At 63.4% G+C, this 13,780-nt stretch carries 10 protein-coding genes; all 10 read right to left on the bottom strand.

The features are described from left to right. Positions 1–95 precede the first annotated feature (95 nt). The 10 genes from FRAAU_RS03850 to FRAAU_RS03805 all read right to left on the bottom strand — a co-directional run bounded on the left by FRAAU_RS03850 (position 96) and on the right by FRAAU_RS03805 (position 13,536). The gene (locus FRAAU_RS03850; RefSeq protein ID WP_014402258.1) at positions 96–1,586 is read right to left on the bottom strand and encodes an efflux transporter outer membrane subunit; all 1,491 of its coding nucleotides are present in this window, start codon (positions 1,584–1,586) and stop codon (positions 96–98) included. Further along, entirely contained in the window at positions 1,567–2,757 is a 1,191-nt protein-coding gene (locus tag FRAAU_RS03845) for an efflux RND transporter periplasmic adaptor subunit (protein WP_014402257.1), read from the bottom strand. Before FRAAU_RS03845 ends, FRAAU_RS03850 begins: the two co-directional genes overlap by 20 nt. After that, positions 2,747–5,983 carry an efflux RND transporter permease subunit gene (locus FRAAU_RS03840; protein WP_014402256.1) on the bottom strand — a complete coding sequence of 1,079 codons (3,237 nt, stop codon included), beginning with the start codon at positions 5,981–5,983 and terminating at the stop codon, positions 2,747–2,749. The genes FRAAU_RS03845 and FRAAU_RS03840 overlap by 11 nt, the downstream gene beginning before the upstream one ends. Positions 5,984–6,174: 191 nt before the next feature. Beyond that, positions 6,175–7,548, bottom strand: a complete 1,374-nt coding sequence (locus FRAAU_RS03835; protein WP_014402255.1) for a sensor histidine kinase — start codon at positions 7,546–7,548, stop codon at positions 6,175–6,177. Continuing rightward, positions 7,541–8,221 carry a response regulator transcription factor gene (locus FRAAU_RS03830; protein ID WP_014402254.1) on the bottom strand — a complete coding sequence of 227 codons (681 nt, stop codon included), beginning with the start codon at positions 8,219–8,221 and terminating at the stop codon, positions 7,541–7,543. Before FRAAU_RS03830 ends, FRAAU_RS03835 begins: the two co-directional genes overlap by 8 nt. A gap of 119 nt (positions 8,222–8,340) precedes the next feature. After that, positions 8,341–9,198 (bottom strand): RNA polymerase sigma factor RpoH, encoded by an 858-nt coding sequence (gene rpoH / locus FRAAU_RS03825; RefSeq protein ID WP_014402253.1) that lies wholly within the window; start codon positions 9,196–9,198, stop codon positions 8,341–8,343. A gap of 198 nt (positions 9,199–9,396) precedes the next feature. Continuing rightward, positions 9,397–10,077: a uracil-DNA glycosylase gene (gene ung, locus FRAAU_RS03820; RefSeq protein WP_014402252.1), complete on the bottom strand. Its 681-nt coding sequence runs from the start codon at positions 10,075–10,077 to the stop codon at positions 9,397–9,399. A gap of 36 nt (positions 10,078–10,113) precedes the next feature. Beyond that, positions 10,114–11,082, bottom strand: coding sequence for a permease-like cell division protein FtsX (gene ftsX / locus FRAAU_RS03815; RefSeq protein ID WP_014402251.1), 969 nt, complete (start codon positions 11,080–11,082; stop codon positions 10,114–10,116). 2 nt (positions 11,083–11,084) lie between these two features. Continuing rightward, positions 11,085–11,762, bottom strand: coding sequence for a cell division ATP-binding protein FtsE (ftsE, locus tag FRAAU_RS03810; RefSeq protein WP_014402250.1), 678 nt, complete (start codon positions 11,760–11,762; stop codon positions 11,085–11,087). 97 nt (positions 11,763–11,859) lie between these two features. Beyond that, positions 11,860–13,536 carry a DEAD/DEAH box helicase gene (locus FRAAU_RS03805; protein WP_014402249.1) on the bottom strand — a complete coding sequence of 559 codons (1,677 nt, stop codon included), beginning with the start codon at positions 13,534–13,536 and terminating at the stop codon, positions 11,860–11,862. Positions 13,537–13,780 lie beyond the last annotated feature (244 nt).

Here is a 13,780-nt window from a genome sequence, read left to right as displayed (position 1 = left end):
GAAAAGGCCCGTGGCGCAAGCCACGGGCCTTTTTGCTGAAGCCTGATCACCCAGATCCGCCAGCCAGGCGACTCGCGCCCGGCTGCACCAGAGCCTCAGACTTTCTGGCCAGGCTTGTTGGCCGCCGGATGTGGAGCCGAGGCCTGATTCATGCGCGGCATGTCGCTGCGATCCCAACCACCGCCCAGGGCGCGGATCAGGTTGACACTGGCCTGCAGACGACGGGTACGGATCGCCTGCGCATTCAGCTCGACCGACAAGGCGGCGGCCTGGGCCGTCACCACGTCCAGATAGCTGACCGCACCTTCGCGATAACGGCTGGTCGCGATCGCCTGCGACTTCAACGCCGACTGCACCGCCTGCTGCTCGTCACCAGCAGCCCGGCCCAGATGATCGAGCAGACTGAGGTTGTCCTCGACCTCGCGCACGGCGGTCAACACCGTTTCACGATAGGTCGCGGCCGCCATCTCGAACTCGGCATGGGCCTGACGCACCTTGCCGCGACGATAGCCGCCATCGAACAGATTCAGCGCACTCATCGGCCCGACTGCCCAGTAGCGGTTGGCCATCGCGAACAGATCGTTGTGCGCCGTGTTCTGCCAGCCAAAGCCGCCGGTGAGGCTCAAGGTCGGAAAATAGGCTGCGCGTGCCACCCCGATCTCGGCATTGGCCGCAAAGGTCCGCCGCTCCGCCGCCGCAATATCCGGACGTCGTTCCAGCAATTCGGACGGCACCCCGGCCGGGGTGACCGGCACGGTCAGGTCCTTGTCGTTCAGGGCAATGCTGAGCTCCGAAGGCGTCGTCCCGACCAGAGCCGCGATGGCATGCTCGGTCAAGGCCCGCTGACCCTTGATCTGATCCAGCAGCGATCGCGAGTCCGCCAGCTGGGTCTGGGCCCGCGACACGTCCAGTCCGGATACCGCGCCACCGGCATGCAGAGCCTCGGTCAGCTGCAGACCACGCTCGTACACGTTCAGCGAATCGGTCAGGATCTGCTGCTGGATGTCGAAACCGCGCAACTGCATATAGTAGTTGGCCAGCTGCGACTGCAGACTCAGCCGGATATTGGCCATATCCGCCGATGCGGCCTGCGCATCGCCACGCCCTTCCTTGACCTGATTGCGGATCTTGCCCCACAGATCCACTTCATAGTTCAGATTGAAGGTCAGATCGTGGTTGTCGTACTCGTTGGGAAACGAGCTGCCCGCTGTACGCAGCGGCCGATACTCCGACTGGCGCTGATGCAGGATATCCGAGCCCACTCCCAGATTGGGGAACAGGCCGGATCTGACCTCGGCGGCATAGGCGCGGGCACTGTCGTAACTGGCCAGCGCACCGGCCAGGGTCGGATTGGCCTTTTCCAGCCGCTCTTCCAGTGCCGACAGCTGAGGATCCTTGAAAACCTTCCACCACTGACCACGATCGAATTGATCGCTGGGCGTCGCGGTCTTCCAGGCGCCCGCGCCATCCTTGAAACTGGCCGGCACCGGCATCTTCGGCTGATGATAGGTCGGCGCGAACGAGCAGCCGGCCAGACCGATGATCAGCGTGGCAAGCGCCAGCGGCTTAAGCATCGGCATGCGCATGACCACCTCCAGCCTGCTGATCGGCATCGACCTTGACCTTGTCACCCTGCTCCAGGGAATCAGTCGGGTTGATGATGACGCGGTCCTTGGGCGAGAGACCCTCGTCGATTTCCAGGGTCGGACCCAGATCCAGCGCGATATGCACCTTGTGCAGGGTCACCTTGTCATCGTCACCCACGGTAGCCACCTGGGCACCGGCGGCCCGGAACAGCAGGGCGCTGGCCGGCACCGTCACCATATGGGCTTCCGAGCTCATGGTGAACTGGACGTCGGCATAGTCGCCGGGCAGAAGCTGGTTGCCGGGATTGTTGGCGATGAACTGGGCCAGCACCGCACCCGACAACAGGTTCACAGCACCCGAAGTACCGACCAGGGTGGCCTGGAAACGGGTACCGGGATGCTCGGGCACCGTCAGATTCACCTTCATGCCGGGATGGATCATGGTCGCGAAATTCTGCGGCACCCGCACATACAGACGCAGCTTGGACGTATCGGCGACCGAGAAGAGCTCCGGACCGGACGAGGTGTTGGCATTGATCAGATCACCGATATCGGTATTGCGGGCGGTGACCGTGCCATCGAACGGCGCAATGATCTGCTTGAAGGACTCCAGTGCCGCCAGGCGATCCACATTGGCCTGGGCCGACAGCACATTGGCCTTGGCCGCGGCGGCCTGACCCAGCTTCTCGTCGAGCTCCTGCTGCGACACCGAATCGGACTGGCGCAGATTCTTCCAGCGGCGGGCACTGATGTCGGCCAGGTTGGCATCGGCGCGATAGCGGGCCAGATCGGCCTTGGCCTGGGCGTACTGCTGATCCAGGTCCGGCGTATCGATGGTGGCCAGCACATCACCGGCCTTCACGGTAGCACCGATATCCTTGTACCAGTCCTTCAGGTAACCGCTGACACGGGCACGGATGGGTGCACTGTTCCAGGCATCCAGACGGCCGGGCAAGGTCATGGTGTGGCCGGCGACTTCGCCGGCCGGCGCCAGCTGCACCGTCGGCACCAACTGGGCATCGGTCCATTTGACCAGATCCTGGGACTGGCGGTGGCGGGACCACAGGCCCCAGCCGACCAGCAGGATGACGACGATGATGGCGATGCCGCCGATCCGCTTCAAGGGCGGCCGCGCCTGATTCGACGGCATCGTGTTGGCGTTATGCGACATGGGAGGTAGCTCCAGAAGCGGGAGTGGAAGACGGATCGGTCTTGGTGCGACCGTGAACAATGCTGAAGATGACCGGGACGAACAGCAAGGTGGCGCAGGTGGCGAACATCAGGCCACCGATCACCGCACGACCCAGTGGGGAGTTCTGTTCCTGGGCGGTGGCCAGCGGCAACATGCCGATGATCATCGCCAGGGCGGTCATGCAGACCGGGCGGAAGCGGGTGAACCCGGCCTCCATCGCGGCTTTCAGGGCGTCGCCATGCTCGGCCAGACGTTCGCGGCAGAAACTGACCACCAGGATCGAGTTCGCCGTGGCCACACCCATGCACAGGATGGCGCCGGTCAGTGCGGGCACCGACAAGGTGGTCTGGGTCACGAACAACATCCAGACGATACCGGCCAACGCGGCAGGCAGCGCAGTGATGATCACGAACGGATCCAGCCAGGACTGGAAGTTCACCACCACCAGCATATAGATCAGGACCACCGCACCCAGCAGGCCGAACAGCAGGCCGGAGAAGGCGGTATTCATGGTCAGCACCTGGCCGTACAGCTTGACCGTGGAGCCGCGCGGACGCTGGGAAGCGAACTGGTTCAGCACCTTCTGCACGTCACTCGACACCCCCCCCAGATCGCGCCCCTGCACCGAGGCATAGATGTCCAGCGAGGGCGCGATGTTGTAGTGCGAGACCACCGCGTCGCTGGGCGCACGCTTGAAGGTCGCCAGACCGCCCAGGATCTGGTTGGCACCGGTGGCCTTGGAGGTCACCTGCAGACTTTCCAGATCCGACATCGAATCCATCTCGTACTGCGGGGTCTGGGCCACGATGGGATAGGACACGCCGTTTTTCGGATTCAGCCAATAGGTCGGGGCGACCTGGGCGCTGGATGCCAGGGTGGCCACCATCGAGTTGGTCACGTCGCTTTCGTTGATGCCCAGGGTATTGGCGCGGACGCGATCCACGTTGACCAGGAACTCCGGATAGCTGCGCGACTGCTGCAGATGCACGTCGACCAGGCCCGGAATCGTCCTCAGCTGACGCATGATCTTGACCGCGTAGGCGAAGTTCGCATTGGCGTCGTGACCACCGATCTTGACGTCCATCGGGGCCGGCGAACCAAAGTTCAGGATCTGGCTGGTCATGTCGCCCGGCAAGAACGAGAAGGTGGTCCCCGGGAACAGGCGTGGCAGCCGTGCACGCATTTCCTTGATGTAGTCGGCGGCCGGACGATGACCTTCATGCAGCGAGATGGTGATGTCGCCATCCATCGGCCCGATGGTGCCGTCGCTGGAATAGCTCATGTTGATGCCGCTGGTGGGCAGACCGATGTTGTCGATGATGTGGGCGAGATCGTGGGACGGAATGATCTGGCGGATCGCGGTCTCGACATGGTCGAACTCGGCGGCAGTCTCTTCCAGACGGGTACCGGAAGGGGCACGCACATGCAACGAAATGGTCTCGCTGTCGATGTTCGGGAAGAAGTCTCGGCCCAGGGTCGGCACGAGCACGAACGACAGCAGCACAAAACCCAGGAAACCGGTCACGAAGCGCTTGCGATTGGCCAGGGCCAGGGTCAGCAAGCCGATATAAGCGTCGCGGATCTTCTCGAAGCGGGCCTCGAAGCCTTTCTGGAAATTGCCCGCCAGCTTAAGCAGGCCGCCCTTCTGGCTGTGCCGCTGGTCACCGTCGTGGTGGTTGATATAGGGCTGGTCCGGATACTGGCCCGGATCCGGCTCGACCACATGCGGCTTGAGCAGGTACATGGCCAGGGTCGGCACCAGGGTACGCGACAGGATGAAGGACGAGATCATGGCGAACATCACGGCCATCGCCATCGGCCGGAACAGGAAGCCGGCCACGCCGTCCAGCATGAACATCGGCACGAACACGATGCAGATGCACAGCAGCGAGACAAAGGCGGGAGTCACGATCTGGGCGGCGCCATCCAGGATCGCCTCCTTGACCTGCTTGCCCTGCTCCAGATGCCAGTTGATGTTCTCGATGGTCACCGTGGCGTCATCCACCAGGATGCCCACCGCCAGCGCCAGACCGCCCAGCGTCATCACGTTCAGGGTCTGCCCGAACACCGACAGCAGGATGATCGCCGAAAGCACGGCCAGCGGAATCGAGACCGCGATGATGATGGTCGAGCGCCAGCTGCCCAGGAACACCAGAATCATCAGCGAGGTCAGCACCGCGGCAATGATGCCTTCGCGCGCCACCGAGACGATGGCTGACTTCACGAAGCCCGACTGATCGCCCATCAGCACGATCTTCAGCGACTTCGGCAGACTTTCCTCGATATGCGGAAGCAAGGCCTTCACGCCGGCAACGACGGCCAGAGTCGAGGCACTGCCGCCCTTGAGGATGCTCATCAGCACCGCGCGGCGACCATCGACGCGGACCTCGTTCTGCTGCGGCGGCGAACCGTCGCGCACGTGGGCGACCTGCCCCAGGGTAATGGTCGCGCCGTTGACGGTCTTGATCGGGAAGTTGTTGATCGCGCTGATCACCGTCGGGCTGTCATTGAGCTCGATGGTGTATTCATACATGCCGATCTTGGCGGTACCGGCCGGAATGATCTGGTTCTGCGACGCCAGCGCATTGCCGACGTCCTGTGCCGACAGGCCCAGCGAGGCCAGCGCGTGCGGATCCATGTCCAGCGTGATCTGACGGGACCGACCACCGTAGGGGCTGGGAATCGCCACGCCGGGTACCGATACCAGGCCGGGCCGGATGAAATTCGAAGCCTGATCGTAGATGGTCGCTTCGGAGAGTTTCTGGCTGGACAGCGCCAGCTGCAGAATCGGTACCGTCGAGGCGCTGTAGTTGAGGATCAGCGGCGGTGTCATGCCCGGCGGCATCTGCTTCAGCACGGTCTGCGAGATCGAGGTCACCTGCGCCGTCGCGGTACGGATATCCACGCCCGGCTGGAAGTAGATCTTGACCACACCCATGCCGGGCAGTGACTGGGACTCGACATGCTCGATGTCGGCCACCGTCGAGGTCAGCGTTCGCTCGTAGTAGTAAAGCACTCGGCCCGACATGTTGTCGGGATTGAGGCCGGTGTAGCTCCACACCACGCTGATCACCGGAATGCCGATATTCGGGAAGATATCGGTCGGCGTGCGCAGGGCTGCGAGGGGACCGGCGATCAAGATCATGATCGCCAGCACGATGAATGTTAAGGGGCGCGATAGCGCGATCCGGACAAGACCTATCATGTAGCCAATTCCGCACACGGTCGGGAAGGTATCCGAAAGTATCTTCGGCTCTCGCGACGCGTACCTTTCAGCCGCATTAAGTTTCTTTCATGTTGGCGTGAAAGCCTTGTTCAAGCCATGGCAGGCGCAACCCAAGGCCTCAGCCGCAAGGCATCAGACCCGATCCCGACAAGATTGTGCGACATATCGCCTCATGCAGACCTGGCCGGCGCCGCGAGGCAACGAATGCAGATCATCGCGCCGCCTTCGTGACCGCCGATCTCCAGCCGGAAACCATGCAGCTTGGTGATCGCTGCCACGATGCTGAGCCCCAGACCGTGCCCTTCCACCGACTGGGTACTCTCGGCACGGTAGAAGCGCTGCAGCACGCTGGCCCGTTGGGCTTCCGGAATGCCCGGCCCCGTATCGTGAATCGTGATGCACGGGGCGCCTGCACGATCCACGCCAAGCTGCAAGCGGACCTTGCCATGCAGCGGGGTGAACTTGATGGCATTGCTGACCAGATTGCCGATGGCCTCCAGCATCAGGCCTGGATCCCCTTGCACCGGCGGCACGTCCACCAGCTCCAGGCTCATGTCCAGCGACTTGTCTTCCGCCAGCGGGGCGTACAAGTCATGGACCCGGGACAGCAGCTCACCCAGATCCACCATCACGAAGCCGGCCCGCCGATGCCGGTCCTCAAGCTCGGAAATCCGCAGCAAGGCCCGGAACCTGGCCAGCAGGGCATCGGTCTCGGCCACGCAGTTTTCCACCATCTCGATGCGTTCCGGCTCCCGTTCACCCTGCTCCAGCCGGTACAGCAAAGCCCGCAACCGGGTCAGTGGCGTCCGCAGATCGTGGGCAATGCTGTCACAGACCCCTTTGACTTCGCCCATCAGCCGCTCGACCTCGGCCAGAGTATCGTTGACGATATCGGCCAGCTGATCCAGCTCGTCGCCGCGGGGAGATACCGGCAGACGCTGCCCCAGCTCGCCCCGGCGCAGGGGAAGAATCGCCTGCTCCAGCACGCGCAGACGATGGATCGCTCCTCGTCCCATCCAGTACCCGCCAAGAACGCCCGGGACCAGAGTCAGCAGCAGACCCCACCACAAGGCGTCATGGATGATCGCGCCGACGCGCGAGATCACGCTGGTGTCATGGGCAAGCAGCAGGATGTCGCCATCATTGAGGCGCCGGGCTATGGCCCGCACTTCGATGCCGGGCCCATACCAGACATGGATATGGTTGTCAGTGCTGAAGCTGTGTACCGGGCCATCGACCTCGATCTCGCCCGGCAAGCGGCCGACATTGCCGTAGAGGGGATGGCCGCCGCTGTCGAACAAGCCCCAGGAATTGAATTCACGACTCTGCAGGGCGACATAATCGTCCAGCGAGGTCAGCATCCGCTGACGGTCCAGATTGGCCAGATAACGCACCTGGTGGCGCAGATTGCGATCGGTTTCCTCGCTGAGGTAATGCGCCGTGCTCCAGTGCAGGAGATTGAGCAGGCAGACCGCCCATATGGTGAAGAAAATGCCGTAGCTGAGCACCACCCTCGAAATCGAGGTCCGCCAGTACTCAGACATGCTTGCCCAGACGATAACCTGAACCGCGCACGGTGTGGATCAGCGGCTCGCTGCCGGCCGGGTCAACCTTGCGGCGCAGTCGCCCGATATGCACGTCGATCAGATTGGTACCCGGATCGAAATTGAGGCCCCATACCGTCTCGAACAGCATCATCCGGGTCAGGACCTGACCGGAATGGCGCATCAGAAACTCCAACAGCCGGAACTCGGTCGGCAGCAGATTCAACTCGGCCTCCCCTCGCCGGGCCGTGCGCGAAAGCAGGTCCAGCTCCAGATCGGCCACCTTCAACTGGGAACGCGTCTGGCCGGTGTCGTGCCGACGCAGCAGCACCTCGACCCGTGCCGCCATTTCGTCGGGCGCAAAAGGCTTGGTCAGATAGTCATCGCCACCGGCACGCAGCCCACGGATGCGATCATCCACGTCGCTGAGCGCACTGATCATCAATACCGGCGTCTGCACGCCGCGCTCACGCAAACGCCCGATCACCTCGATGCCGTCCAGCCCAGGCAGCATGCGATCCAGGGTGATCACGTCATAGCGCCCCGTCGCGGCGCGATCCAGACCGTCCTGACCGCTGCCTACCCATTCGACCTGCATGCCGTGCCCCGACAATTCGGTGGCAATCTCGCGTGCGGTCACCTCATCATCTTCAATGATCAGAACTCTTGCCACAACAACCTCGGTGGAGTGTTGGCGAAGACCGGGCGCCTGCCGGTCCCGAAACGTCGACGGCCCTGCATTGCTGCAAGGCCGTCGGCTGTGATGGACAATCCTGCCCCCAGGGCTAGGGCTCAGGCAGCAAACAGTCCGCGCATCTTTTTCATGGCATTGGCCTCGACCTGACGGATCCGCTCGGCCGAGACACCATAATGATCGGCCAGATCCTGCAGCGTCGCCTTGTCCTCATCCAGCCAACGGCGCTGGATGATGAAGCGGGAACGGTCATCAAGCCTGCCCAGCGCCGAGGACAGCGTCTCAAGCTCGTTCTCGCTCTGATCGGCCGCCGACACGTTGTCGTAAGGATCGGCCCCCTCGTCGATCAGAAAGGCTTCCGGTGCCGGTCTGGCATCGTCGTCGGCATCCGCAGGCGCTTCGAAGCCGATATCCCGGCCCGACAGCCGCGATTCCATCTCGACCACGGTCGCTTCGGGCACGCCCAGATCCTTGGCCACCACCCGCACTTCTTCGGCATTCATCCAGCCCAGGCGCTTCTTGCTCTTGCGCAGGTTGAAGAACAGCTTGCGCTGCGCCTTGGTGGTCGCCACCTTGACGATACGCCAGTTTCGCAGGATGAACTCGTGCATTTCGGCACGGATCCAGTGGACGGCAAAGGACACCAGACGCACGCCTTGGTCGGGATCGAAGCGCTTGACCGCCTTCATCAGGCCGATATTGCCTTCCTGGATCAGGTCGCCCAGCTGCAGACCGTAACCGCTGTAACCACGAGCGACATGCACCACGAAACGGAGATGCGACATCACCAGCTGTTTGGCCGCCGCCAGATCTTCCTGATCATGGAAGCGGCGCGACAGCGACTGCTCTTCTTCCTGGCTCAGCACCGGAATCCGGTGCACGGCGGAAATATAGGCATCGAGGCTGCCAACAACGCTGGGGATGGGCAGATTCGCCGAAACCATTGCTTGTGACATGTAAAAATCCTCCTCATGGGTGGATGGTGATCCGGCACGTCCGACTTCGACGGCTGGATCCGGGCGTTGGTTCCCGGGATCCCACCCATATAACTGTACTCAATAGTACAAGAATCCATTTCCGAAGAACAGGACTTCAAGCCCTGATCCTGTGCTTCGTTGCCTTAGCTTCATCTTCATTAGACGCTCACAAAGGCCTCAACGCAATGCAGGCAGCTGCCAGTCGATGACGGCCTGCCCATGTCCGGCCAGATACCGGTTGGCGGCAGAGAAGTGACCACAGCCGATAAAACCGCGATGTGCCGACAAGGGCGATGGATGCACCGAGCTCAGCACTTCATGCCGGCTCCGGTCGATCAGGCGTCCCTTGCGCTGGGCATAAGCCCCCCACAACATAAAGACCAGATGCTCGCGGTGCGCGTTGAGCTCGGCGATCACCCGGTCGGTGAAGCCCTCCCAACCCCGATCACGATGGGACGAGGCTTCGCCCTGCTCCACTGTCAGCACGCTGTTGAGCAGCAGGACGCCCTGGTCGGCCCAGGCCGTCAGGCAGCCATGCCCGGGAGCCGTCACGCCCAGATCCCGCTGGATTTCCTTGTAGATATTGCCCAGCGACGGTGGCGGACGAATCCCCGGCGGCACCGAGAAACTCAGACCATGAGCCTGGCCCGGCCCGTGATAGGGGTCCTGGCCCAGAATCACCACTTTAACCGCGTCGAATGGCGTGTGCTCGAAAGCAGCGAAAATCTGCGGCCCCGGCGGATAGATGATGGCCCCCGCTTTTCGGCGATCGCGCAGCCAGCCGCTGAGCGCCTGCATCTCGGGGCGTTCGAAATGATCCCCGATCCGGTCCTTCCAGCTTGCTTCAAGTTTGAGCATGTACTCCATCCAGAAACATCGTCGATCCGCCCGGGCTCAGGCCATCCGTCGCAGCTGCCAGCCACTGACCAGTCGCGCGCCGACCCAGCCCAGGATCGCCGCGCCGGCCGGCACCGCTGCCAGCACCCAGGCCGGAAGCGCATTGAGCTGCAACGTGCCGCCGTAGGCCGCACTGAGCGCTGCGGCCGGTGCAGCCAACCCATATTCGATGCCTGCGGCCAGCAATACCGCCAGGCCGCCGCCCAGCAGTCCGTACCAGATTCCTGCGTACAAATAGGGCCGACGGATAAAACGCGGACTGGCTCCCAGCAGCAGCAAGACCCCGATTTCCTCGATTCTTCCGGAAATATCCACCCGCACCGTATTGCCCACCACCAGCACGGCCGCCAGCGCCAGCATCAGCGACCAGCCCAGCACCACCTGGCCACCCAGCCCCAGCAAGGCATCCAGTCGCTGACGCCAGGTCCCTCCATCCTGCACCGTCTCCACGCCTGGCAACGCCGCCACCTCGGCGACCATCGACGCCACGGCCGATGCCGACAAGGCCTTGGCCGGCGTCAGCTGCACTACCCAGGGCAAGGGATTGTCGGACAGCTCATGCAGCGCATCACTGAACCCCTGCTGCCGAGACAGCTCGTCCAGTCCCTGCTGCGGACTCTTGACGCTCAGCCCGGCGATGTCCGGCCGCTGGCGCAGCTGGTCAGCCAAGGCTGTCACGGCCGTCTGGTCCTGGCCGAGCTTGAGATAGACATCGACCGTCTGGCTGCGGCCCAGCGCGTCCCCCAGTCGCTGCACGTTCAGCAGCAGCAAGGCGAAGGCCAGCGGCAGCGCCAGCGCCAGCGCCATGACCGCAATCGTCAGCAGACTGCCGATCGGGCGCCGGGCCAGGCGCCGGAAACTGACCGCCAGACTCCAGGCGTGGTGCTCGCGCCAGACCGCGAAACGCTCGGTACCGCCGGTCTGGGACGCAGCCGGCGCGGTCGAACCCGGTGCGATATCAGACATGGTCACAGAACCTCCCTTGCAGCGACATCGGCCACCAACTGGCCGTGATCCAGCACGATCACCCGTCGATGCAGCCGCTTGATCAGGGACAGATCATGACTGGCAATCAACACCGTGGTGCCCAGCTGTTCGAATTCGGTGAACAGGCCCATGATTTCCATCGCCAGCTGAGGATCCAGATTGCCGGTCGGCTCATCGGCAATCAGCAATTCGGGCCGCGCGACGATGGCGCGGGCAATGCCGACCCGCTGCTGCTCGCCAGTGGACAAGGTCGAAGGCAGCTGCTCGGCATAGGCCTGCAGCCCGACCTTGGTCAGCGCATCCATGACGCGCTGGCGCCGCTGGCGCCGCGAATGGTCGCCAATCATCAAAGGCAGCTCGACATTGGCGAATACGCTGCGATCGGTCAATAGTCGATGGTCCTGGAACACCATCCCGATCCGTCGCCGCAGCGGGGCGACTTGCGAGGCACGAGCCGCCGCCAGATCGGTCTGGTTCAACCAGACCCGTCCCGCCGTAGGTCGCTCGGCCAGCGCCAGCATGCGCAACAACGTGCTCTTGCCCGCGCCGGAATGTCCGGTCACGAACACCATTTCGCCGGCAGCCACCTCGAAGCTCACCTCCGCCAGTGCGGTATGACCCTCGTCGTAGCGCTTGCTGACCTGTTCGAAGCGAATCACCTGTCTGCCTCCGAATCATCAATCCCTGGGGCCATCCCGACGACCAGCATAGGCGAAACCCGTGCCCGTGGCGGGCATGCCCGCCGGTCCATCCGGATCAGCGGCCGAACAGCAAGCGGCCCAGCCGCTTGAACAGACCTGCCGGCTTGACTGGATCCATTGCCACTGGCGTGATTTCCTGTGGCCGACCCGGCTTGAGCTCGGCCGGCGTGACCACCGGCGCAGGCGCAGCTGCCGCGACGCCGGGAGCCGTCGGCTCGGCGGCCGTCGGTCGGCCGCCGGCCTGACCGACAGACGCCACGGACGATGCCGTGGCTGTCTGATCGTTGCGCCCTGCCCCACGGCGACGACGGCGACGCTTCCTGGCCGGATCGGTACCACCCTCGCCAGCTGCATGGCCCGGAGCCGGGTCACTGACGCTGGCCACTGCCACCGCGGCGGCGACCGACGTCTGGGAAACCCGACCGGGCTCGCCGGCGCCGGCGGCCCTGCCCGTACCACTCCGACGACGACGGCGCGGCGGACGAGCCGATGCATCGGCAGCGGACTCGGCCGTTTCCGTGGCTTCACGAGCGGGCGCGACCGGGGGGGCCTTCGGCATCACCAGCCATTCAGGCTGGATCTGACCCACCGGAATCCGCTGCCCGATATAGGTTTCGATATCCGGCAACGACATGGCATACAAATCGCAGGCAAAGCTGATCGCATCGCCTTCCGCGCCCAGCCGGGCGGTACGGCCGATGCGGTGGACATAATCCTCGGCATCATGCGGCAGATCGTAATTGAAGACATGGCTGACCGCCGGAATATGCAGACCGCGTGCCGCCACGTCAGTACAGACCAGGATATCGAGCTGACCATCCTGGAAACGCTGCAGCAGCTTCTGCCGCTTCAGCTGCGGCACGTCGCCGGACAGCGCGCCGACGCGGTGACCATAGCGACCGACCCGTTCGGTGATCTTCTCCGCCGCGGCCTTGGTATTGACGAAGATGATGCAGCGGGCCCGCTCGCCGGTGGTCTTCAGCAGATTCAGCAGCAGCGGCATCTTTTCTTCCTTGGCGGGGAAGTAGACCAGCTGCCGGACCCGGTCGGCGGTGACGTTGTCGCTTTCCACCACCAGCTTCTCGGCCTCGTGCATATGCTCATAGGCCAGCTCCAGCACACGATGGCTCAAGGTCGCCGAGAACAGAAGGACCTGACGATGTTCGCGAGCCGGGAGGCGACGGAAGATGAAGCGGATGTCCTTGATAAAGCCGAGATCGAACATCCTGTCGGCCTCATCCAGCACCATCACTTCGACGCTGTCGAAGCCGAACACCTGCTGCTTGTAGTAATCCAGCAGACGACCAGGCGTGGCGATGATGATGTCGCAGCCATCGCGCAACTGCTGGCGCTGCTTGTCATAGTCGACACCACCGTAGATCAGTGCGATGCGCAGCCCGGTCGGACCGCCGATGGCGCGAGCATCTTTCTCGATCTGGATCGCCAGCTCGCGGGTCGGCGCCACGATCAGCGCCCGCGGATCATTGTCCTTGCGGGTCGCCATGGCCGGCTGGGTCAGCAGCCGATTCATCAGCGCGACCAGAAAGGCACAGGTCTTGCCGGTACCGGTCTGGGCCTGGCCGGCGACATCGCGACCTGTCAGCGCGACCGGCAGCGTCAGCGCCTGGATCGGCGTGCAACGGCTGAAGCCGGCTTCATCCAGGCCCTGCCGCAGCAGAGGATGCAAATCGAATTCGGAAAAAGTGGTATCGGTGAGGACAGTTTGTGACATCGGAAATAAGTACCAGTACGGTCGGGCGGCGGCAATGCTCTCAGGCTCTGCCCCAGACCGGCCGTCGTGGGACGGGCGATGGTGCAGCACACTTGAAATCGTGGATCGACAAGCCCATCTACAGCCTGTACGACAGAACCGGGCAGGTCCCGCAGGACCGGACCAGTCCGCCGCATGAGGTGCTGACCGACCTGTCAATGACTCTTGAAACGAATCCGGAGTTGCGATGGAATGGCTTCGCGCC

Source organism: Frateuria aurantia DSM 6220 (genome assembly GCF_000242255.2).
GTDB lineage: Bacteria > Pseudomonadota > Gammaproteobacteria > Xanthomonadales > Rhodanobacteraceae > Frateuria > Frateuria aurantia.
This window is presented reverse-complemented; position numbering and strand designations above follow the sequence as displayed.